The organism is [Scytonema hofmanni] UTEX 2349 (genome assembly GCF_000582685.1).
In the GTDB taxonomy this organism is placed as follows: Bacteria; Cyanobacteriota; Cyanobacteriia; order Cyanobacteriales; family Nostocaceae; genus Hassallia; species Hassallia hofmanni.
The window spans coordinates 3,464-24,926 of the sequence record NZ_KK073769.1; the positions used below are offsets into that span (position 1 = coordinate 3,464).

Genomic DNA, 21,463 nt, shown 5'->3' on the forward strand with positions numbered 1-21,463 from the left:
CACCGCGCCAAGCCTTGTAACTTTTCTGCCAACGTCTAGGAATGGTTAGCGAATCATTCTGGCTAGGTTCAAAGGTGAACAATGCCAATTGTTCTGATGGTTGGTGCATAATTTATAATTCGAGGTTTTTGAAATTTGAGCTGCTTGTGACTGAGCAGCTTTTTTATTCCCGTTTGGGTTGAAAAGGTTCTATTAATAGTTCCCAAACGTAAATAGAATTCTTATTCGTAATCTCTAGGTACGCGTTTTGGTAAAAAGTCACGCATGGAAAGTAGGAATGCAGCCATCCCATAATGTTGTTCCTGCCACCACTCTTCACGTAAACAGGAGATTAAAAAGCCGTTAGGACGAGGTATTTTTGGTTCGCCCTTGGAATTGGTCTCATGACCACCTTTTTTAACAAAGTACTTTAAAGCAGGCTTAATCTCTTCCTCTAAATCGTGTAAGAACAACTCTTGAGTGTTTTTATTGGCAGGGTTGAAATAAATTCCATACTCAGCACAAAGATGAAGTATCGAATGTTGCCGCTCCAATTCTTCGTAATCTTCTTTAGACCAATTATCCAGCATCGATTTAATTTCTTCGACTGAATAGGTAAAAATTGCTTTGGGATAATCTTTGTAGCCGTATTGTTCGCAAAGCTTGATTATAGAAAGCCTCTTTTTTTCCTCCTCTGATAAAGAAGAAGGAATAATGTTGTTGTTGTTAACCTCCTTTTCGACTGAGATACTATTTGAGGGGTCTAAATTGGAAAATCGTTCCGAATATCGGGGTTTTTTCCTAGGGGTTAACCACTCTAAGGGACGCACGTAAAGCCTGTATACTTTCCAACTAAACTTACGCACTATATTGATTACGCCCCAATCATCTAACTGCTTGATGGCAGTTTTTAAGGTTTTAGGGTCGAAGGCTTTACCTCTTTTCTTACCTACCCATTTGTTAAATTCTTCGTGCAAATCAGGCTCTAGTTCTTTGTTTTCACCGCCATATACAAGCCATTGCCAGAGAAGTTTAGCGGAGGGGGTAAGGTGATGTTCTAAACAAAATTCGTCGTGTTTGGGTGTCCAATCTGTCACACGAGAGACATTTTTGTTGCTATTAAATGGCATAATTAAGGGGAATCGATTTTATTTTAGATAGCTTCAAAAGTCACCCAGTTCTGCTAAGTCGTGGGTGGCTTTTTAGTTATTGGTCATTGGACATTGGACATTGGACGCGATCGCACAAAACACGGCGTCGCACCCATCAAAAAGCCGTCCTGCCTCATGAGGCAGGACGGCTTTATTCTGTATGTTCCAGGTCTAAAAGATTTTCAGGAATTCGTCTTAGTTCTTCTAGTCGAGTTTTCAGTAATTCCGCTTGATCTTCATAATAAGCCAGCTGCTTTTCCGTCTCGTCGATTAGCTGGCTGACAAATTTCCCAGTGATTTCGTCAACTGGGTGTTTTCCTGTAATAACGGTATTTGATTCGTTGCTATCTTTTCTACTAGCTCCGATCTCGAAAGACCCATTGCCTGAGCTAACTGCTGGAAAAGCTCCCATGCTTCTGGGTTGACTTTCAAGCTCACTCCCTTCACTTCTCTCCCCGATCTGGGACGTCCTCTTTCTGCCATTTTTCACTTCCATCGTTCAACACCTCGATTATTGCATATCCAGAAATCCATTATTGACCAGTATATCCAGATATGCAATACTATGATTATTGGATTTTCAGATATCCAGTGCAACACTCTCGCCACCAACCGCAACCAAGCAGAGATGGCAGCCTGCTAGCCAAGTAGTGCAAGTAAAAGACCTGCCAGCAGTTGAGATGAGAGTGCAGTCAGTCACATGAGCGTCACATAAAAAGAGGTAAGTCAGAGATAAGTCAGAGATAAGTCAGAGATAAGTCACATAAAATCTGCGCCCGAACAACCCCACCCAATTGAGGAATGAACAACCAGGAACTGATACGAATATTGGATCGCGACCATCTGCTGGTGGCGGTCGAACTGCTTACACGCAGAATGATTTACCCCAATGATGACCTTTGCGACATCGAAAACGAGATTTACGATCTTCCCGACAATGTACTGGATTACTGCGAATCTTTGACCGATTATCAACGCCTAAAACTCATGCAATCGATAATCAACACTCTGATTCATGAGGCTGAACAGTCCACTGTACGGCACTTTCAGACTTTATTACCACTCAAGTCAGAAGACTTTTATCGCCCTTAAAGCCACGCTAAAACCCAACTATGGAAACAGTAGAAACCAACCGCAACGGCATTAAAACCCATGAAAACAATGGGAATAAAGCCAATAAAGACAACAAACAGCGCCGTCATCTGCCCTCATTACCCGGTGCAACAAGTGCTAGTGACATGACAACAGTCACTTATAACGGACTTTCGGATAAGACCCCAGTCGAATGGAGCTCTTTAAAAAACTACGAAATTTTTAGCCTCTCACCAGATGGTTCCTTTCCGCTGATGAAAGTCTGTCGCTCGAAAGCTGTTCGATTATCAGACCGCGAGGTTTTGATGGTCGGCGGTGGGCGTTGTTATCGTGTTTCCTTCTCAAACCACTATGAAAGACCAGCATTTTGAAATCAGCATCCATGAAAAAGCGATCGCGCAGATTAGCTGTTAACGCGATCGCCTTTCCAAAATGTGAAAACCAAAACTCAGCAGCCTTAACGCGGAAGCTGGGTTTTGACCCCAAATAAAATAAGGAGCAATCCAATAATGCCAGATAAGTACGTCGAAAGACAAATCAAGTTTTACGAGTCCGCCACCTCAACAGAAGCTGAAAACGATGCTCTTTACCGCCTGGGGACTCATTTAGAATTAAAAGCCGTGCCTTGCAACGGTAACGCCAACCTTACAGAAGAACAACGGACAATTATCCTGGATGCAGTCAAGTGTAAAGGCAAGTGTAAAGGGGGCAACGATGAGTAAACCTTTTAACCCAAACCTTTACGGTGCAACCTTAAGAGCCTGCGAAGAAAGCGGTGTACCCGAAGATTTGACCTATAAAGCTGCCGTCATCATCGCCAGCGACGAAGCTGGGAAACCCGACTTGGGACGCACGGCTGAAGACCAGGCAGTTATCAAACAAGTCTTGCCCTACTTGCAATCTAGGGGGAGAGCTGAATGAAAGACGGCGACTCGACACTAATGTTTTTGGGAGTGGCAGTGTTTGTCACTGCAACCTGGTTTCACGGTCAAAACAATGAGTTACAGGCAGCACTTTCACAGTGCCGTAACGACTTTCAAAGCTTTAAGGACGGGGTACTTTATGGCAGATAATTACTGGGTACCGATGCGGCTCCCATCCCCCAAAGAAATTGCAAAATATGCACTTTGGGGAACCGGGAGGGTAGTGTTATCAGGCTGGCTGTTTGGCTTATACGGCGTGACAGTCGTCTGTAAGGTGACAATCAATGTAGCGGAAATGACAAAACAAACTACACTGCAATTATTGAAGGTGTATGACCAACTGCCCTACATGGGTGCATCCGTCCAAAACATCATTGATGTGTCTGCAACGACCGTCACAGAAGAGTTTGACATCATCACCGACATCGTTGCAGCCACTGAAGGCAAACAAGTTATGGTGATTGGGGAAATGGGGACGGGGAAAAGTACCATCGCCCAATACTTCGCTTACAGTGTCGGCGGACGTGTCAAAGTATACGAATGCGAGGGAACGCCAACCGACTGGTTAGGACTTGAGGTGATTGGGAAAGGTGAAAATTGGGCGGCTATCGAGCGGGGGATGTTGGAAGATTTAGAGGATTTATCCAACCAAATGAAGACCCGCAACGAACGCGGTGACGGTGCGTTAGAGGGTACGGAACGGGTAATTATCGTTGAAGAGTACCCGGAATTGGTTTCCAAAGTCGCCTCATCTGGAGAATGGCTAGAGCGTCACGCTAGGAGGGGACGCAAAGCGCGACGGTTTACGGTCTTACTCTCGCAGTATGACCGGGTTGCAGCTTGGGGACTGGAGGGTAAATCTGACTTAGCAGATGCTTTTTACAGAATCAGACTTGGTAAAAAAGCTCAAGCACACGCTAAAAGCTTGAAAAATAACGCTCTTGTTGATTGGTTAAAACAAGACCGTTCGCATTGCTTGCTTGACGATAGTCCGTGTAAACTGCCGGCTTACAGGGAAATGAAGTCAGCAACATCCCGGTATAGTTCAACCATGCTACCACCAAACAGTGACAACGTGATCCAAGACAAAAAAGGGGCAGAAAATGCCCTCAAAACCGCTCCTGGAGCCGATTTTGGGGTAAATTGTTCGAGCAATGATGAGCTACTTTGGCGGATAATTCAGCGCTTTGGTGCTGAAAAATCTGATAGTGCGATCGTTACCGAGATTCTCGGTTACACCGGAAAGCGTTACTCCGAAGGTAAAACCGTCTTGGAGAAACTGCGCCGCGAATTTGGGTAAGATTTTGACGCGATGGTCGAAGACCCGCCGTAGGCGATCGCACTTCAGATTGTGCTTTTAGGCGATCGCGTTTTGACTTTCCTCAGACACACGTATCTTATCACCACCATGAAAATCGAAACTATCACTTACAAGCGAATTAAAAACCTGGGGAATTTTCAATCGGAGACTTTTGAAGCGATGGCGATCATTAGCGAAGGTGAAGACCCTCACATGGCTGGAGAGAAATTGAGAAGCTTTGTTTGGGCGCAACTTTACCCGCCTGTAGTCAAGGATGAAGAAAGTGAACTACCAGAGGGATTTTAGCTTAGTTTATGAAACTAGAAAACGAGTTTGTTGTCATGGACAAAGAGGAATTTTTAACTAATTCCTTGCTGACAGGCATTGCCTGTCAACTACTAGCACAAATGACCAACAGAGAATTAAGCGATTGGATGGAATATTTGTTCGACAAGGCAGATGAACAATACAAACAAATGACACCCAATCAACGCGAAAAAATGATTAATAGCTATGTACAAATTAGCCAAGAATTATGAGGAAATTTGATGAAAATGGTTTACCGATCGAAACTTGCACCAATTGCGGTTAGGAATTTTAAGTTATGAAAATCAAACGACTACACGCACATTTTTTAATTTCAACTGGTAGTTACAACAATGAAAGAATCGGCTTTTCTGTTGAGTTGGACGAAATTGAAACTGTTGAATCCGTTGTCAGCCATTTGAGAGAAAGAGTAATCAAAATCGTCGGACCAACAGCACAACAATTCTACGACAATGCGAGACAATACGCCCGTGAATGCGAAAGATTAGAAGAAAAATTGGAGAAACTACGCAAAGAGTGGGACGCAACAGCCAGTTTCTTAAAAGCTCAAGGCTTAAACCCAGAAGCCCCATCAATGCCTCAGTTTCGCAACTTGCTTGAAGCTGTAACCGTAGAGTCTGAAGCTGTTACAGGATTTGAAGATGAAGACGAGGACGAAGATGAAGACGACGACGATTATTAACCCGCCTGATGAGCCGGCTTAACTCACCGGCGAAACTCCCCTCCAGGGGAGTCGCGGATCGAGTCCAAATCAATTCGCCTGTGTATGGTGCAGCAACTTAGGGCTTTTTGTCTGAATCAAGCTCATAGCTTTTAATCTTTCATAAGCTCAGTTGCTGCACTATAAAGCAGTTTCCCCTCGTAGTGTCAGAGCGCCAACTCGGACACAGCCTTGAGAGTGAGTTAGGCTACGCGCCTTTGGGTGATTCGCAGGCTCTAATAACGAGGAATATCGGTTCCACAAACAACCACACCCAATGCAACAAAATAAAAGAATTTTGGGACTTGATGTTAGCAAGTCCTCAGTTTCTGCATGTTTACTCGAAAGTAAGCCAAGTGACCCACGTCAATTTTATTACGAATGTCCGTTTAAATTGTTTAGCGCCAACAGCGAGGGGATAAAAGCACTGTTGGCGCTAAAACCGGACATTGCAATTATGGAACCGACCGGAGTTAATTACAGCAGATTGTGGGGTACGCACCTTGCCCGTTCCGGGGTTGAGGTGCGACTTGTGGGACACAAAGAAATGAGAAATTACCGGGAACACCATTTAAATTTACCCGATAAAGATGATGACGCGGACGCCCTAGCCTTGGCTTGTTACTACTTTGATTATTGCGACTCCCCCAGGCGCTTTGTCCAAATTCGCGACTTCACCACAACCCGCATTAGAGAATTAGTACTGCGACTGGCTCATCTCAATCGGGTACAAAGCCCAATTATTAATCGCTTGCGTCAAGATTTGGCGTGGCAGTTTCCAGAAATCGCACATGTTAAATCTGTTAGGGCGATTGATGGTGATGTGCCATTGCTGTGGGGTTGGTTGTGTGGTGAGCGTAAAAGTAATAAATATGATGCTTTGCGCTCTAGCTCTATTGGATTGGGCATTACCTCGACAGTTCGGCATCACGCTCGCAGATTATGCGACTTGCAGCGAGAAGAACACAGCATCGAGGTGGAATTGCACCAGCTTTTGGGTGACTCTAAATTTACTGCATACCGCGAGGTTTTCAAAACTTTTGGTTTCGGTGTGCGCCTGGAGTCAATTATCCTCAGCCAAATTTACCCAATTGAAGCTTACTTCGGCGCTGACGGTAAGCCAGAAGTGAGGATTCGCAAGGGTCGAAAGTCGGGAAAGCCTACTAAACGCTACCTTTCACTACGGCGCTTTCAGAAGTCTTTAGGGCTTGCTCCCTCAATGGAAGCGTCCGGCGACAAGAGTAAAATCAAGATTGTCGGTGGTTCCGATTTATGCCGTATCGCCTTCTGGCAGTGGGTTTTTACCCGCATCGAGGTGAAGCGCTGCCGTCTTGACAATGAGATTGGTGCAACATTGGGTGCTCAGTTGGATGCTGAAAAAGCTGCCGGTCGTCCGGTTCGATTAGTGCGATCGCGCATCTCCGCCAAGGCTGCTAAGTTACTGTTTAGGGAATTGGTTAAACAACTAAATGATTACACTACTTAAGCATCCTTCCAAGACGGAATTTAGAAGTTGGTATGTGGTTGTGGATAAACACAAAGGCGTTTTAAAGGGACATCCCCTAGGACGTTACAGGTGGAGAATACCAAACATAAATACCTTGTATTGTAAATATCCGTTTGTGTACACCCAAATTGACTAGAGTGAAAGATTACTCAAGGTTTTTTCCATCTCATCAATTTTAGTTTTAGAAGAGTCAATCATAGCTAGAGCGGCATTATAAGCATCAATCATAGTGCGTAACTGCTCAATTGATTGAGCCAGGTTTTGCAAATTGCAATTATCACCAAAATCCATGCTTGAATCAATCGCTTTCAGTCCAGCGGATCTGAATTCAGCTTTTTCGATAACACGGGATGTGCGTTTTTGACGAGGCATAAATATATTCCTTAGAGGGGGATTAAGAGCTATTTTGACCTAATCAAACTATTTTCTGGTTGAGTAAAATTATTGATTATCTGTATTATGTTAAACAAATTCACTGCGTCAATCTGGGTAATTTCTCTTATTTAACCTTCTGCACTTAGTTTTATTGCCAATCAATCGCTTTAACTTGCGGTGATATCATGTCCGGTAGCTTACCCATAATTCATGAAGAACCCCACCCGCCTGTGGCACCCTCCCCGCAGGCGGGGAGGGTTGGGGAGGGGTTCTTTTATTATGGCTGTTTGACCGGACATAATATGAGTGACAAAAGTCGCGATTTAGATAATGAAAGTCGCGATTTGGATAATGAAAGTCGCGATTTGGATAATGAAAGTCGCGATTTAGATAATGAATATCGCGATTTGGATAATGAAAGTCGCGATTTAGATAATGAATATCGCGATTTGGATAATGAAAGTCGCGATTTAGATAATGAATATCGCGGTATTGATGATGAAAGTCGCGGTATTGATAATGAAAGTCGCGGTATTGATAATGAAAGTCGCGGTATTAACGTTCATGAAGGCAAATCAGAGTTACCTTAGGGTTTGCACCGGGAGCATCCCAATTTTGCCGCAATACCCTTCTAGGGTATCGCTACACAAACCAAGCCTCTGCTTAAATATAATAAAATATTATACTCAAGCAGCCTACTGGCAAGATTGGTCATGGGGAAAAGTATTGCAAACTACAAAAATCATCAGGAAAAAGTTAAGGCATTAACTTTTTCCCCTCACTCAAGTATTGCATTTTTGTAAAAATCTGTTACATTACTTTACAGACAGTTGCAATTACAACACTTTGACTTTGGAGTTTTACTTATGACAGGTTTCAATAATTCTAACCCTCCTGTTTCAGATAACCCTAATGCTGTGCGTTTTGGTTTCACTCCTCAAAGCGAAAATTGGAACGGTCGCTTTGCAATGATTGGTTTTGTATCTATCATTTTAATTGAAGTCCTTTCTGGTCAAGGCTTCCTCCATTTCTGGGGTATCGTATAAATTATTGATGTAGGCTTTTTCGCCTTCAATTGATTCTGCTCGGTTCACCCAGAACCGAGCATTGATTATTAGCTATCAATTTAATATTACTTTTTATAATAACTTTTCCAACTTCCCCCTTATACATCACCGCTGTGTTATACTCTTAGGTGAGAGTTAATTCGGCAGTCGCGTTTGTTTTTAGTATTGACAGGCTTTTTCCTTTTGGTATTCACAGACTTTTCTCCGAAATTTAAATCTTTACACACTTACAATTTCGGAGACAATCTATGTCAGTTTACGTAGGCAATCTTTCTTATGAAGTTACAGAAGATAGTTTGAATGCAGTTTTTGCAGAATACGGTTCTGTAAAGCGAGTTCAGCTACCTACCGACCGTGAAACAGGTCGTTTGCGTGGCTTTGGTTTTGTGGAAATGGGTACAGATGATGAAGAAACAGCAGCCATTGATGCTCTTGATGGTGCTGAGTGGATGGGACGTGACCTCAAAGTTAATAAGGCTAAACCTAAAGAAGATAGAGGTTCCTTTGGTGGTGGTAATCGCGGAAACAGCAGCGGACGTAACAACCGCTATTAAGCTTTATAGTATTTAGCTTTTTAAGCTAACCGATTAGTCCACCAAATTAATTGAATTTAAAGCGGCTCAAGTGTTTCTGCTTGAGCCTTTTTAATACAAAAATTTGGACTACACGGCGAAAACTTAATCTAAAGATAGCCAAAATTTATTCTCTGGAGTTCTTCATGTCAAACTTAGCCAGTCCCCTCGAACCCGCTGTCTTAATCACCATCATTGGTGAAACAGTGCTGAAAGACCGTGTTGTCCATTTGCTGAAAAGCCATAATGTAAGCGGCTATACCATTAGTCAAGTACAGGGTGAGGGTGGTCACGGAAGACGCTTGTCAGACTTAGCAGGTTACAACACTAATATTGAAATCAAGATCATTGTATCATTAGAAGTATCTGATGCTATTTTTTCGGCACTGAAAGAGGAGCAAGGCAAGCACGCCTTGATCGCTTTCCGGCATAATGTAGAAGCCTTTTATTAATGAACCTTCCTGACTGGGGACATAAGAAGAGCGATCGCTCTTCTCACAGATGCAAAATTATGGTTGCCATTGACTTGGTATCATAATCAATGAAAAATATGGCACCGTAGTTGGATCAACTTCGCTCAACGGTACAATTCGCTGATTCGGCATTGTGGCTTTTTCAATAAATCTTGCTCTATCAGCTAATCCTAATTGTTTCAGCACGTCATAAACTTTTGTAAAGTGTTTACCCAGCTTAATGATGACAGCAGCATCGGCAACTGCTAACTTCGGCAATAGTTCTTCAGACGGAAGTATCGCTGATAACACCATAAAAGCATCGTTGCGATAAGTCAGGGGTACGCCTAAAGCCGATGCACTCGCCATCACAGACGATACACCGGGAACTACTTCCGTAGAAAATCGTTCTGAAAGACGAGTATAAAGATACATAAATGTACCGTAAAAAAACGGGTCGCCTTCACACAGCACAACTACATCTTGTCCAGCGCTGAGATAATAAGCAAGTTTTTCGGCAGCACTATCATAATGAGGTTGGGCAGACTCGTCAATTTTGAAGGGAAAGAGCATGGGTATCTCAATTTGACCTTCAGGCAGATATTCGGCGACAATTGAGCGAGCAAGGCTTTTACCAAAGGACATTGGATAAGCCAATACAGGGGTAGTCCGCAAAAGCCGCAATGCCTTTAACGTGATCAATTCTGGATCGCCAGGACCAACACCAACACCATACAGACAACCAGATTTTACCATAATTATTGTTCCTCCTTAGCGATCGCATTCACGGCGGCTGCTGCCATTGCACTTCCACCGCGCCGACCATGTATAGTAATAAAAGGCACGCCACGACTATCTTCAGCCAAAGCTGCTTTTGATTCTGCGGCACCGACAAAACCAACGGGAAAACCAAGAATTACCGCTGGTTTAGGCGCTCCAGCATCAAGCATTTCTAGTAACCGAAAAAGTGCCGTTGGTGCATTACCTATAGCAATTACTGCATTTTCCATATGTGGATACCACATTTCCATCGCTGCTGCTGAACGTGTATTTCCGACTTTTACTGCTAAAGCTGGTACTTCTGGATGATGAAGCGTACAAGTTACAGGATTTTCTGCTGGTAATCGCTTGCGGGTGATGCCTTCTGCTACCATTTGCGAATCGCATAAAATCGGCTTTCCTGCGATTAATGCTGCTCGTCCTGCGGCTACGGCATCGACTGAAGCGGCTAAATCTGTGATAATATCAGTCATACCGCAAGTATGAATCAAACGCACCGCCACAGATACCAAATCGGCAGATAAGCTGTTTAAATTTGCCTCTGACCGAATAATCGCGAAAGAGCGCCGATAAATTTCATCACCATCACGTATATAATCTATCATCGGCTATTCCCCTTCCTCATCAAATAATTGCCGCAACTTGGCAATTGTGTATCGATTGGTAAATTCTCCCAAAGATTCATCAAACTCGGCACGCTTAATCTGGTATACTTGCAACATCTGTAAAATCCGATGAGGCAGTTCAGCAACACAGACGTTAGTGTATAACTCACGCCCAAATGGTTGCTCTTTATCGCCCACGTAGATGTGATAACCTTCAACTAATGTTTCATCCTTTTCAACTAAAGTACCCCATAAAGTAATGTCACTTGTGCCATGATAAGCGCAGGATTTCGCGCAACCGCTAAAGTGAATTTTTACAGGTACATCTAAGGTGATATGCTTATTTAAATAATCTGCTAAAGCTAAAGCTTGTCCTTTGGTATCGGTAGCTGAAGATGCACAGCCTGTTTTACCTGTGCAAGCTACGAGAGAACTTTGAATGTGATTTGCTTGATAATGTAAACCCAAGCGTTCAATTTCATCTTTGACGTGGGGAATGCTTGAGTGAGGAATATCGGAAATTAATAAGTTTTGCCAAGGTGTTAATCTGAGGGAACCAGAGCCATATGTCTGTGCTAAATCTGTTAAAGAGTGTAATTGCTTGGTTAGAAGTTGTCCTAAGGGTAAGATAATTCCAATATAGGAAAATCCTGCCTGTCGCTGGGGATGAACTCCCAGATGATGATATTTTTGGGGATTTATACTTTGATCTAAAGTTGATTTTGACCGCTTTAATAAAGAAAAAGGAAGATAGCGTTCAGCTTGTTGTAAATACCATTCGACACCTTTATCTTGCAAGAGGTGTTTCAAACGGGGTTTGCGAGGCAAAGTTTCATCTACATTATCTAGATAAACTTGGGCGATCGCTATCACCACAGTTAAACATTCTTTCGGTTTGAGTAAGATATTTGTTGCATCGCCTAGTATAAGCTGAAAGTAAATATTGTTTTCAACGAATCTTTCTTGAGAAATTCCCCAGTCCCTAGTCCCCAGTCCCCAGTCCCCCGAAATAGCGATCGCTCGAAACACAATTTCATTCTTATGCTCACATATCGATACTGCCCCACCCCCATCAAAGGCTACACTAAACTTGGGTGATAATCCTTTTAATTCTGGATGTCCGCAGATGTATGCATCTAATTCTCTCACCAAAGGACGCGTATCAATCAACTCTAACGAATCAATTCCCGCTGTCGGACTCGCCATAATATTGCGGAGATGATCGACCTCTGTTAAAGTTGCTGCAAGTCCAACTTTTTGCAACCTTGTGAGAACTTCTGGAGTAATACCTTGAATTTTGCGGATTTGTAAATTTGCTCGATTGGTTATATGAACATATCCTTCAGCAAAGCTTTCTGCAAATTCTGCGATCGCATGTCCTTGTTGACTATTGATAATTCCCCCAGGAATCCGAATCCGAGAAAGAATTCCATCTCGTGCGGGGGTAGCGTAAAATAAACCTGGACATACGGGTAAAAAATCTATGGTCGGTTCGAGGGTTGGACATGACATGGCAGTAACTCCCCGTGCAACGCAGGGAATAGAGAATGTAAGTGCCTCTTAGACACCGCTATGAGTTAGCATTCTGACTTAGGTAAACCTTTTACAGCTGCGGCACAGTCCCGGAATTGCACCGGAGTTTCCTAACTTTAAGCTTATCTAGCATACCACGTTCGTCAGTTATATAATGTCTTGGAAAATTACTTACCGGAAGAGGATGACATGGTTTGTCCGGGTTTATCCTACGAAATTATAACTGAATTGTTAACTTTGTGCTATTCGGTTATAAACCTAGGGAAAAATATAAAATAGCGATCGCCTAGAAAGCCAAAATAAAGAGCTTTCTGTCTAGCCTATATATTGATATGAGTTCGCAATCTGACAAAATTCTCGTTGTAGACGATTCTCCCGATAACATATTTTTAATCAAAACCATTTTGGAGGAAGAAGGTTACACAGTTACCACAGCCGCAAATGGTGCTTCAGCGATCGCCCAAATTGAAACATCTGCTTGTGACTTGGTATTATTAGATTTGATGATGCCGGGAATGGATGGGTACGAAGTTACAAAGCGTGTGCGTGGCAATACGCAATTGCCATATATCCCGATTCTGCTAATTACAGCACATGACGCACCAAATGTTGCTCAAGGATTAGATTTGGGTGCTGATGATTTTATCCGCAAACCTGTAACGGTGGATGAATTATTAGCGCGAGTGCGATCGCTTCTGCGACTCAAACACAGCATAGACGAACGTGACGAAATAGCAAAACAGCGAGAAGATTTTGTCTCCCGTCTCACTCACGACTTACGTACCCCTTTAGTTGCAGCAGATCGAATATTGATGCTGTTTGGGCAAGGTGCTTTGGGAAATTTATCAGCACAAATGGAAGAAGTTATCACCATCATGGCTCGCAGTAATACCAACCTGCTAGCGATGGTGAATACCTTATTAGAAGTTTACCGCTTTGAAGCCGGTCGCAAAACTTTGGCGTTTCAACCAGTTAATGTGCGATCGCTATTAGAAGAAGTTGCTGGAGAACTAACACCTTTAGCGCAAGCCAAATCACTTTCTATAAATCTAGATTTCACTGAGGAATTAACCACTAAAGTGATAGGCGATCGCTTAGAATTACATCGTTTATTCACCAACCTTCTAGGCAATGCGATCAAATTTACCGACATCGGTTCAATTACCATCCGCTTAACTTCTCAAGCTGAAATTGTTACCATTGAAGTAGCAGATACAGGTTCAGGTATTCCCAGTGAAGAACAAGTTACCTTATTTGAACGCTTTCGCCAAGGAAGTCACAAAAGTTCTGGTAGTGGTTTAGGACTTTATCTTTCTCGTCGAATTGTTGAAGCACATCAAGGAACTATTGGGGTCAATTCGGAATTTGGAAAAGGTAGTGTATTTATTGTAAATTTACCCGTGAAACAGTAGAATGTTGCATTAATTAGCAAAAATCAATAATTAACCGCAGATAAACGCAGATAAACGCAGATAAAAATGGGAGCATTCCAATTTTATCAAATATAATTCCGACTCCGCGAACCTCTGCCTTTAAAAATTAACTCAAATATTTGGTATTTTAGGACAAAAACATGCTTACTAACTTATCTATCGCTGAGATTATCAGCAAACAACGCAAGTTTTTTCAAACAGGAGAAACCAAAAGTATTGATTTTCGCATTGCCCAATTAAAAACTCTCAAAGAAGCAATAATTGAGCATACACAACTTATTATCGAAGCACTGCAAGCAGATTTAAAGAAACCAGAATTTGAGGCTTATGCAACAGAAGTTTTAGTATATAAGGAAGTTGATTCGGCAATCAAAGATATTAAAAATTGGATTAAGCCTAAGAAAGCACCAGTTTCTCTTGAGTTTTTCCCGGCATCGGCACGAATTTATCCTGAACCGCTGGGAGTAGTTTTGATTATTGCTCCTTGGAACTATCCATTGCAATTAATTATCTCACCATTGGTGGGTGCGATCGCAGCCGGCAATTGTGCAATTCTCAAACCTTCAGAACTCGCACCTCATACTTCTGGTGTTTTAGCACAAATTATTTGCAAATCTTTCGATCCGGCTTATATAGCAGTGTTAGAAGGAGGTGTAGAAATAAGTCAACAATTATTAGCAGAAAAGTTTGACCATATCTTTTTTACTGGTGGCACAGCAGTCGGTAAAATAGTCATGGAAGCTGCGGCAAAACACCTCACACCAGTTACTTTAGAATTAGGTGGTAAAAGCCCTTGCATTGTTGATTCTGACATCAATCTGGAACAAACTGCCAGACGTATTACTTGGGGCAAATTTCTCAACGCAGGACAAACTTGTATTGCACCTGACTATCTTTTAGTTGATAAAAAAATCAAAGCTAATTTGTTAGCTGGTATCCAAAAATGTCTCAAAGAATTTTATGGTGATAATCCGGCAACGAGTCCTGATTATGCCAGAATTATTCATCAAAAACACTTTGACAGGTTGGTTAACTTATTAAAAGATGGTAAAATATTAGTTGGTGGAGAAAGTAATTCTTCAGAGTTTTATATTGCCCCGACGGTAATTGATCAAGTTTCCTTAACAGATGCGGTGATGCAAGAGGAGATTTTTGGACCTATTTTGCCTGTGATTGAATACACAGATATTAGTGAAGCGATCGCTTTAATTAATTCTCGACCAAAACCCCTAGCTTTATATCTATTTTCCCAAAACAAAAACCTCCAAAAGCAAGTATGTCAGCAAACTTCATCCGGAGGAGTGTGTATCAATCACACAGTCATCCAAGTTGGTGTCTCATCTTTACCATTTGGTGGTGTAGGTGAAAGCGGTATTGGTAACTATCACGGCAAAGCTAGTTTTGACACATTTTCACATTACAAAAGCGTGTTATACAAGCCTTTCCTAATAGATGTTAAATGGTTATACCCTCCATACAAAGATAAATTATCCTTACTAAAGCGAATGATTGGGTAATAGGGAATTGGGCATTGGGCATTGGGCATTGGGAATAATTCTTTTTCTAGTCCCCAGTCCCCAGTCCCCAGTCCCCATTAAAAGCTGCTATAACGTTCTTCAGCCCAAGGTTCCCCACGTCGGTGATAACCATTACGTTCCCAAAAACCGAGTTCTTCGCGCTCTAAAAATTCTAAACCATTAATCCATTTAGCACTTTTCCAAGCGTAAAGATGAGGAACAACTAACCGCATTGGTCCACCATGTTCTGTTGACAAATCTTCATCAAATACTTTAAAAGCAAAGAAGTTTTCTTCGCGCACAAAGTCTTCTATTGCAATATTAGTAGTGTAGCCACCGAAGCTGTGTTCCATAATGTGAGCAGCTTTCGGATCTACCTCAATCAGCTTCATAAAATCTGTAACTTTAATCCCAGTCCACTTGACATCGAGTTTTGACCAACGTGTTACACAGTGAAAGTCTGCGGTGAATTCGTGTTGGGGCAATGCCATAAAATCAGACCAGTTAAAAGTAGCAGGTTTTGCCAAACCCCAAACTTTTAATTCCCATTCATCTTTGTTAATTTTCGGTGTTGCACCGTAGGTTAAGACAGGGAACCCCTTAGTTAAATATTGTCCTTGAGGAACGCGTTCGCTTTCTTCTTTTGGTGGTTTCTGAAAAAATTTACCTAGCATAATTAAAGAATAATAAGTTTTCTGAAGTTAACTAAGTCAGCGTAAATATAAAATGTACTCTTAATTCGTAGTGAGCGGTTTACCGCTCATAGCAAAGCTTTTGAGTGCTGTTCGCAAAGCGTTCCCGCAGGGTAGCCGTCACTACATTAAAAAGAAATTATTCCTCTTCTTCCTCTTCTTCAGCACTTGGATAGACAAATGTAGAACGTCCAGACAAAATCGATTTGCCTAACGAAAGAGCTTTCTGGGCTTCAATTACAGCTTTGTGCTTCCAGGTAGCTTTACGTTTATCTCTTTTGGATTTCGATGTTTTCTTCTTAGGAACAGCCATGACAGCAGATATCGCAACTTTTGACAACCTTATTATTCTAAGCGATCAATTGTCATTCAGTTAGTAATTGACTTGCACAAATATTGTCCTCATATATTTAGTTATGATTCCCATAGTCACTGCACCCCACCCCGTCAAAGCTGTGCTTTGTCTCCCCTCCCCGCTTGCGGGGAGGGGATTAAGGGGTGGGGTTCTGCGCTTAAGAGTGCGAGATATAAGCATAATAGTTTAAGTGAAAATAAGATAACAGGTTATAAATTTTCAGATGCGATCGCTTAAAGGTTAAGCAATGATACCAGCACCCCAGCCAAAGTATGAATATCAAGTAGGGGGAAGTCTACCGGCTGATGCTCCTACTTACGTGACGCGGCAGGCTGATAAGGATTTATACAGAGGTTTGAAGGCGGCTGAGTTTTGTTATGTGCTGAACTCGCGACAGATGGGCAAATCTAGCTTGCGGGTGCGAACTATGCAACGCTTGCAAGATGAGGGTGTTGCTTGTGCGGCTATTGATATTACGATGATTGGGACTTGGGATATCACACCTGAGCAATGGTATGCGGGGGTGATTGATTGTATAGTTGGCAGTTTGTATTTATACAATAAGTTTAATTTGGATAGCTGGTGGGAAAGTCACGGTTTACTTTCTCCGGTGCAGCGATTGGGCAAGTTTATCGAAGATGTCTTGTTGGTGGAGATTTCTGGACAAATTGTCATCTTTGTGGATGAGATTGATAGTATTCTCAGTTTGAGTTTTTCCATAGATGACTTTTTTGCTTTAATTAGAAGTTGCTATAACTTGCGTGCCGATAACCCAGAGTATAAGCGGATTACTTTTGCGCTGTTTGGGGTAGCGACACCTTCAGATTTGATTGCAGATAAAAAGCGGACGCCGTTTAATATTGGTAGAGCGATCGCACTCACGGGTTTTCAATTCGACGAAGCTACAACATTAGCTGATGGGTTTGTGGGGGTTAGTAATCCCCAAGCTGTGCTGCGAGAGATTTTAGCTTGGACTGGTGGACAACCGTTTCTCACGCAGAAGATTTGTAAATTGGTCGGTAGAGACGCGATTAATCCCATCCCTTGTAGAGACGCGATTAATCGCGTCTTCTCCGTCGAATCCCAAATTGAAGAGTTAGTCCGATCGCATGTTATCAAATATTGGGAATCCCAGGATGAACCGGAGCATTTAAGGACGATACGCGATCGCCTTTTACAAAATCAGCAGCGTGCTGGCAGATTGTTGGGATTATATCAGCAAATATTGCAACGCGGTGAAGTTGCGGGTGATGACAGTTCCGAGCAAATGGAATTGCGGCTTTCCGGGTTGGTTGTGAAGGAGCAGGTATTAAAGGTTTCTAACCGCATTTACGCATCGGTTTTTAATCAAAGTTGGGTTGATGAAGCATTTGCCAAACTGCGTCCCTATGCACAAGCGTTAACAGCGTGGTTCGATTCCGGTTGTCAAGATGAATCGCGTTTGTTGCGGGGGCAAACATTGCGAGATGCCCAGACATGGACTGTGGGCAAAAGTTTAAGCGATTTGGATTATCAATTTTTAGCTGCTAGTCAGCAGTTAGACCGGCAAGAAGTGCAAATTGCCTTGGATGCGGAAAGACAAGCAAAGCAAATATTAGCTGATGCACGACAGAAAGCAGAAATCGCTTTAGAAGAAGAGAGACAAGCAAATCAGCGTTTAGCGCAAGCGCAACAAAAAACACGACGACAAACTTATATTGGTGCTGCGATTTTGGGAGTGTCGCTGCTGGGAGCGGTAGGAGTAGCGACAGTGGCAGAACAAGCTAGACAAGTGGCAGAAAAAGCTACACAAAACGCTTTCACTGCTGGTGAAGTTGAACGTGAGGGTAATTCTGCCTTAGAACGGTTTAAATCGAATAAATATGAAAGCGTTCAAAGTTTAGTTTTGGCAATGAAAGCTGGGCAAACTCTCAAAAATTTGGTGAAAGAAAAGCCCTCGATTGTCGATTACTCTGCTTTGAGTCCTATACTCAGCATCCAAGAGATTTTAGCGGAGATTCAAGAAAAAAATACCTTGGAGGGACATTCCTTCTTTGTAAGTAGCGTCGCATTTAGCAGTGATGGCAAAACTATTGCTTCTGGAAGTTGGGACAAGACGATCAAAATTTGGTACTTCGATTTAGATAATTTACTTTCACGAAGTTGTCAGAAGCTCAAAGGTTATCTGATTACCCATCCAGAGGATTTAGAACCACTGACATTTTGTCAACAACAAAATTCCGATATTTTATTGGCAGCAACCCCAGTCATGGTGACAGCCGGAGAAACTTCCGCCAGAAATGGTAATTTTGAAGATGCCCTTGCCAAGTTCAAAACAGCTAAAAAATGGAACTCTAAATTAGACATTAATCCGCAAGTCAAAACTGATTCTCTCCGCTTGGAGGTTGAAGGTAGAAAGTTAGCCAATGAAGGCGATTTTGATGGTGCAATAATTAAGTTTAAACAAGCAAAGCAATTAAACGCCAAAATTGACTTCGACACAGATACCGATGGTGTGCAGAACGATCCCGAAAAAGTTGCCAAAGAACTTGTCAGTCAAGCTTTAGTTCAACAAGCCAGAGAAATAGCAGATAAAGGTGATGTTGACGGTGCAACAGCCAAGTTGAAACAAGCACAGCAACTAAACGCCAAAATTGACCTTGATGATAATACAGAAGGTGTGCAAACTAACCCCCAAGCTGTTGCCAAAAAACTTTTCAGTCAAGCCTTAGTTCAACAAGGTAAAGACTTAGCCACACAAGGTAATTTTGATGGTGCAGTTGCCAAGTTTAAACAAGCACAGAAACTAGATGCCAAAGTTGACCTCGACCCATATAATACCGATGGGGTGCAAACTAACATCCAAGCTGTTGCCAAAGACTTTACTAGCAAAGGATTTGTTGATCAAGGCAAACAACTTGCCAGACAAGGTGATATTAATGATGCAGTTGCCAAGTTGAAACAAGCACAACGAATCCAACCCAAGGTAGATATCAATCCAGACATTGATGGTGTCCAAAATAATCCCGAAAAAGTAGCCCAAGACTTTTACATAGCCGGTTTAATTGACCAAGCCAAAGACCAATTAAAGCAGGATGAATATAGCAAAGCGCTTGCAGTTTATAAAAGAATTGAAAACTTCAAACCAACAAAAGAAAACCTAGCTAAATCTGAGAATAGTTTCTGCCGGCAAGCTAGCTTACAAGGTTATGTCAAGAATGTAATTAACGATGCTTGTGAAAAAGCTGTGAAACTTGCACCTAATGATGCTGATATCCGCGATAGTCGCGGTTTAGCGAGAGCGCTAACTGGTAATTTTAAAGGTGCAATTGAGGACTTTCAGGTATTTATCGAATCAACTGACGACGCTGAGAAGAAGAAACAACGGGAAGCTTGGGTTAAAGATTTGCAAGCCGGCAATAATCCCTTTACACCAGAGGTGTTAGAGAAGTTGTAGGGGGAGTAGGGGAGCAGGGGGAGTTGGACATCTTGCATCAGTTGCAACAACCCGCCGAGGAATAAATTCCACGGCTAATAGCTAAAGTCGTCTAAAGACGACTGAGTAAGAGTTTTAGTCCACTTAAGTGGACTTGAACTATTAGCCCGGAGTTTTAACTCTGGGCGGTTCTTGTGGCTTACTGAGATGGCGGAAGTTATCAGGAGTGGGGGAGCGATACTCTTTCAGAGTCACTTCGCGATCGCACTTTCATTATCAAGTAGGCGATCACACAACACAGTATTTTATTCTTATATCGTAACCACAGCCTCGACGTTAGTAACCAAAGTCTCGACGTTAGTAACCAAAGTCTCGACGTTAGTAATCAAAGTCACGATGTTAGTAATCAAAGTCACGATGTTAGTAATCAAAGTCACGATGTTAATAACCAAAGTCACGATGTTAGTAACCAAAGTCACGATGTTAGTAATCAAAGTCACGATGTTAATAACCAAAGTCACGATGTTGGTAATCAAAGTCACGATGTTATAAGCAAAACTTAAGCTTTAGTAACGAAGCCTTTAATTTTTCTAATAGAACGTTATGTGTTATGTGAAAATTCTAAAGTGATAAACAGGGCTTGAACGTATAAGCGATCGCATGTGTACAGCTTTATTACATTCTTTAGGTAATAGTACTTGGATTTTCCGAAAAATAAATCATAATTATATTTAATTTAGACATTCTCTTCATCAAACTTTACCTGTTAATATTTTTACTAAGTATATATAGATGTAAAGTCAGGTAAATTATGCTTCGTTCACGTATTGCATGGCTTATTCCAGTAGCCTTAACTTTAGTTGGTTTGGCATCAAATGTAAAAAGTGCGATCGCTCAAACTACCACTAACTTTGATGTAACATACAAAACATTATTTTCGCTTCAACCCAGAACAGACTTAGGTGAAGGTATCTTCAGAGCAACCATCACAGGTGAAAGTAAAGACGCTCTTTACGGGTTGACTAACTTTGAAAGTAATACATATGGAAAATTAGTAGAGTCTACCCCGACAAGCCAAAAGTTTCAATTTAATGCAGATCCAACCGCGTTTGGCTTACAAAACCAAAATATATTAGGAGACGTATATTTTAACGCTGACAAGAACTCTCCTAATAAATTGTTTGGCACGGCGAACGATATGGCTACAATTAACTTTGCAAACAACACAGTCATGGGTGGTGGGACAATAACTTTAACTGGGGGAACCGGCATCTTCGACCAAGCAAGCGGCAAAATAACCTTTACCCAGCAAGACAACCTCGATCCTACTGCACCTCCAGGAACTCCTGTGGTAGGTGAGGCAACGTTGAAATTCTTTGTGCAAACTCCTAAGAAAGTTCCCGAACCAACAACCACAACAACTTTAGTCGGTATAGGTGTAATTGGTACAGGTTTACTGCTGCGTCGGCACCGGAATAAACATACATTCAGTTAATATAGCGGTTTTCAGTTGGGTGCAATACATCAAAGAATTAGGGAACCGCAGATGAACGCAGATGGACGCAGATAAATCTGTACTTGATTCAAACGAGAACCGCTATATTCCTCACCGCTCATGTCCTTCGTGGTCATGAGCGTTACCCACCCGATTGTAAGTCGTCCGGTAACGAGTGCTATTAATTATCGGC

General features: G+C 42.1%; 27 protein-coding genes, 1 pseudogene and 1 riboswitch. Of the genes and pseudogenes, 20 read left to right on the forward strand and 8 right to left on the reverse strand.

Features of this window, described 5'->3' with window-relative positions; translation table 11 throughout:
• Positions 1 to 221: 221 nt before the first annotated feature.
• A complete protein-coding gene (locus tag TOL9009_RS42380; RefSeq protein WP_029637098.1) occupies positions 222 to 1,109 on the reverse strand; it encodes a hypothetical protein in 888 nt (295 codons plus the stop codon).
• Positions 1,110 to 1,281: 172 nt separating this feature from the next.
• A complete protein-coding gene (locus TOL9009_RS50925; protein ID WP_029637099.1) occupies positions 1,282 to 1,626 on the reverse strand; it encodes a hypothetical protein in 345 nt (114 codons plus the stop codon).
• A gap of 305 nt (positions 1,627 to 1,931) precedes the next feature.
• Between TOL9009_RS50925 and TOL9009_RS0129755 the strand changes: the two genes are divergently transcribed.
• The 11 genes from TOL9009_RS0129755 to TOL9009_RS0129800 all read left to right on the forward strand — a co-directional run bounded on the left by TOL9009_RS0129755 (position 1,932) and on the right by TOL9009_RS0129800 (position 6,958).
• Complete coding sequence (locus TOL9009_RS0129755; RefSeq protein ID WP_029637100.1) at positions 1,932 to 2,222, forward strand: hypothetical protein; 291 nt, start codon at positions 1,932 to 1,934, stop codon at positions 2,220 to 2,222.
• A gap of 20 nt (positions 2,223 to 2,242) precedes the next feature.
• Positions 2,243 to 2,593 carry a hypothetical protein gene (locus TOL9009_RS0129760; RefSeq protein WP_029637101.1) on the forward strand — a complete coding sequence of 117 codons (351 nt, stop codon included), beginning with the start codon at positions 2,243 to 2,245 and terminating at the stop codon, positions 2,591 to 2,593.
• A complete protein-coding gene (locus TOL9009_RS49785; RefSeq protein ID WP_260675994.1) occupies positions 2,590 to 2,712 on the forward strand; it encodes a hypothetical protein in 123 nt (40 codons plus the stop codon). The genes TOL9009_RS0129760 and TOL9009_RS49785 overlap by 4 nt, the downstream gene beginning before the upstream one ends.
• A gap of 19 nt (positions 2,713 to 2,731) precedes the next feature.
• On the forward strand, positions 2,732 to 2,944 hold the full coding sequence (locus tag TOL9009_RS0129765; RefSeq protein WP_029637102.1) for a hypothetical protein: 213 nt from the start codon (positions 2,732 to 2,734) through the stop codon (positions 2,942 to 2,944).
• Positions 2,937 to 3,143 carry a hypothetical protein gene (locus tag TOL9009_RS40935; RefSeq protein WP_038298062.1) on the forward strand — a complete coding sequence of 69 codons (207 nt, stop codon included), beginning with the start codon at positions 2,937 to 2,939 and terminating at the stop codon, positions 3,141 to 3,143. The genes TOL9009_RS0129765 and TOL9009_RS40935 overlap by 8 nt, the downstream gene beginning before the upstream one ends.
• Positions 3,140 to 3,295, forward strand: coding sequence for a hypothetical protein (locus tag TOL9009_RS47960; protein WP_186227722.1), 156 nt, complete (start codon positions 3,140 to 3,142; stop codon positions 3,293 to 3,295). The genes TOL9009_RS40935 and TOL9009_RS47960 overlap by 4 nt, the downstream gene beginning before the upstream one ends.
• Positions 3,285 to 4,445: a P-loop NTPase family protein gene (locus tag TOL9009_RS0129780; RefSeq protein ID WP_029637103.1), complete on the forward strand. Its 1,161-nt coding sequence runs from the start codon at positions 3,285 to 3,287 to the stop codon at positions 4,443 to 4,445. The genes TOL9009_RS47960 and TOL9009_RS0129780 overlap by 11 nt, the downstream gene beginning before the upstream one ends.
• Positions 4,446 to 4,553: 108 nt before the next feature.
• Positions 4,554 to 4,751 (forward strand): hypothetical protein, encoded by a 198-nt coding sequence (locus TOL9009_RS0129785; RefSeq protein ID WP_029637104.1) that lies wholly within the window; start codon positions 4,554 to 4,556, stop codon positions 4,749 to 4,751.
• An 8-nt stretch (positions 4,752 to 4,759) separates the two neighbouring features.
• Positions 4,760 to 4,984 carry a hypothetical protein gene (locus tag TOL9009_RS0129790; protein WP_029637105.1) on the forward strand — a complete coding sequence of 75 codons (225 nt, stop codon included), beginning with the start codon at positions 4,760 to 4,762 and terminating at the stop codon, positions 4,982 to 4,984.
• Between the two features lie 65 nt (positions 4,985 to 5,049).
• Positions 5,050 to 5,454 (forward strand): hypothetical protein, encoded by a 405-nt coding sequence (locus TOL9009_RS0129795; protein ID WP_029637106.1) that lies wholly within the window; start codon positions 5,050 to 5,052, stop codon positions 5,452 to 5,454.
• A gap of 295 nt (positions 5,455 to 5,749) precedes the next feature.
• Positions 5,750 to 6,958 (forward strand): IS110 family transposase, encoded by a 1,209-nt coding sequence (locus TOL9009_RS0129800; protein WP_029637107.1) that lies wholly within the window; start codon positions 5,750 to 5,752, stop codon positions 6,956 to 6,958.
• 159 nt (positions 6,959 to 7,117) lie between these two features.
• Here the strand turns inward: TOL9009_RS0129800 and TOL9009_RS40940 are convergent.
• Positions 7,118 to 7,351, reverse strand: a pseudogene (locus TOL9009_RS40940) (hypothetical protein); the annotation flags it as partial.
• A gap of 305 nt (positions 7,352 to 7,656) precedes the next feature.
• Here TOL9009_RS40940 and TOL9009_RS40945 point away from each other — a divergent pair.
• The 4 genes from TOL9009_RS40945 (at position 7,657) to TOL9009_RS0129825 (ending at position 9,445) form a co-directional block, all read left to right on the forward strand.
• Positions 7,657 to 7,944 (forward strand): hypothetical protein, encoded by a 288-nt coding sequence (locus tag TOL9009_RS40945; protein ID WP_144238413.1) that lies wholly within the window; start codon positions 7,657 to 7,659, stop codon positions 7,942 to 7,944.
• A gap of 276 nt (positions 7,945 to 8,220) precedes the next feature.
• A complete protein-coding gene (locus TOL9009_RS0129815; RefSeq protein ID WP_029637108.1) occupies positions 8,221 to 8,400 on the forward strand; it encodes a high light inducible protein in 180 nt (59 codons plus the stop codon).
• 269 nt (positions 8,401 to 8,669) lie between these two features.
• Positions 8,670 to 8,975 (forward strand): RNA recognition motif domain-containing protein, encoded by a 306-nt coding sequence (locus tag TOL9009_RS0129820; RefSeq protein WP_029637109.1) that lies wholly within the window; start codon positions 8,670 to 8,672, stop codon positions 8,973 to 8,975.
• A 164-nt stretch (positions 8,976 to 9,139) separates the two neighbouring features.
• Positions 9,140 to 9,445 (forward strand): P-II family nitrogen regulator, encoded by a 306-nt coding sequence (locus TOL9009_RS0129825; RefSeq protein ID WP_029637110.1) that lies wholly within the window; start codon positions 9,140 to 9,142, stop codon positions 9,443 to 9,445.
• Positions 9,446 to 9,502: 57 nt separating this feature from the next.
• Here the strand turns inward: TOL9009_RS0129825 and TOL9009_RS0129830 are convergent, their stop codons facing one another.
• The 3 genes from TOL9009_RS0129830 to cobG are packed head-to-tail and all read right to left on the reverse strand — an operon-like array spanning position 9,503 to position 12,342.
• Positions 9,503 to 10,201 carry a precorrin-2 C(20)-methyltransferase gene (locus TOL9009_RS0129830; protein WP_029637111.1) on the reverse strand — a complete coding sequence of 233 codons (699 nt, stop codon included), beginning with the start codon at positions 10,199 to 10,201 and terminating at the stop codon, positions 9,503 to 9,505.
• Positions 10,202 to 10,203: 2 nt separating this feature from the next.
• Positions 10,204 to 10,830, reverse strand: a complete 627-nt coding sequence (locus tag TOL9009_RS46365; protein ID WP_029637112.1) for a precorrin-8X methylmutase — start codon at positions 10,828 to 10,830, stop codon at positions 10,204 to 10,206.
• Between the two features lie 3 nt (positions 10,831 to 10,833).
• Entirely contained in the window at positions 10,834 to 12,342 is a 1,509-nt protein-coding gene (cobG, locus tag TOL9009_RS40950; protein ID WP_051503150.1) for a precorrin-3B synthase, read from the reverse strand.
• Between the two features lie 58 nt (positions 12,343 to 12,400).
• Positions 12,401 to 12,491: riboswitch (adenosylcobalamin-variant (AdoCbl-variant) riboswitch) on the reverse strand.
• Between the two features lie 204 nt (positions 12,492 to 12,695).
• On the opposite strand from cobG, the gene TOL9009_RS0129845 reads away from it, so the two are divergent.
• Together TOL9009_RS0129845 and TOL9009_RS0129850 are read left to right on the forward strand one after the other, a co-directional pair.
• Positions 12,696 to 13,775 carry an ATP-binding response regulator gene (locus TOL9009_RS0129845; RefSeq protein WP_029637113.1) on the forward strand — a complete coding sequence of 360 codons (1,080 nt, stop codon included), beginning with the start codon at positions 12,696 to 12,698 and terminating at the stop codon, positions 13,773 to 13,775.
• A 161-nt stretch (positions 13,776 to 13,936) separates the two neighbouring features.
• Positions 13,937 to 15,313: an aldehyde dehydrogenase gene (locus tag TOL9009_RS0129850; RefSeq protein ID WP_029637114.1), complete on the forward strand. Its 1,377-nt coding sequence runs from the start codon at positions 13,937 to 13,939 to the stop codon at positions 15,311 to 15,313.
• Between the two features lie 77 nt (positions 15,314 to 15,390).
• Here the strand turns inward: TOL9009_RS0129850 and TOL9009_RS0129855 are convergent, their stop codons facing one another.
• Both TOL9009_RS0129855 and rpmF read right to left on the reverse strand, forming a co-directional pair.
• The gene (locus TOL9009_RS0129855) at positions 15,391 to 15,987 is read right to left on the reverse strand and encodes a sulfite oxidase-like oxidoreductase (protein ID WP_029637115.1); all 597 of its coding nucleotides are present in this window, start codon (positions 15,985 to 15,987) and stop codon (positions 15,391 to 15,393) included.
• A gap of 157 nt (positions 15,988 to 16,144) precedes the next feature.
• Positions 16,145 to 16,318 (reverse strand): 50S ribosomal protein L32, encoded by a 174-nt coding sequence (gene rpmF, locus TOL9009_RS0129860; RefSeq protein ID WP_029637116.1) that lies wholly within the window; start codon positions 16,316 to 16,318, stop codon positions 16,145 to 16,147.
• A gap of 289 nt (positions 16,319 to 16,607) precedes the next feature.
• Here rpmF and TOL9009_RS0129865 point away from each other — a divergent pair, with 289 nt between their 5' ends.
• The 3 genes from TOL9009_RS0129865 (at position 16,608) to TOL9009_RS0129870 (ending at position 21,270) form a co-directional block, all read left to right on the forward strand.
• The gene (locus TOL9009_RS0129865; protein WP_029637117.1) at positions 16,608 to 19,796 is read left to right on the forward strand and encodes an AAA-like domain-containing protein; all 3,189 of its coding nucleotides are present in this window, start codon (positions 16,608 to 16,610) and stop codon (positions 19,794 to 19,796) included.
• A 375-nt stretch (positions 19,797 to 20,171) separates the two neighbouring features.
• Positions 20,172 to 20,327 carry a hypothetical protein gene (locus TOL9009_RS47965; protein WP_186227723.1) on the forward strand — a complete coding sequence of 52 codons (156 nt, stop codon included), beginning with the start codon at positions 20,172 to 20,174 and terminating at the stop codon, positions 20,325 to 20,327.
• 259 nt (positions 20,328 to 20,586) lie between these two features.
• Positions 20,587 to 21,270 carry a PEP-CTERM sorting domain-containing protein gene (locus tag TOL9009_RS0129870; protein WP_038298065.1) on the forward strand — a complete coding sequence of 228 codons (684 nt, stop codon included), beginning with the start codon at positions 20,587 to 20,589 and terminating at the stop codon, positions 21,268 to 21,270.
• The last annotated feature ends 193 nt before the right edge of the window (positions 21,271 to 21,463 follow it).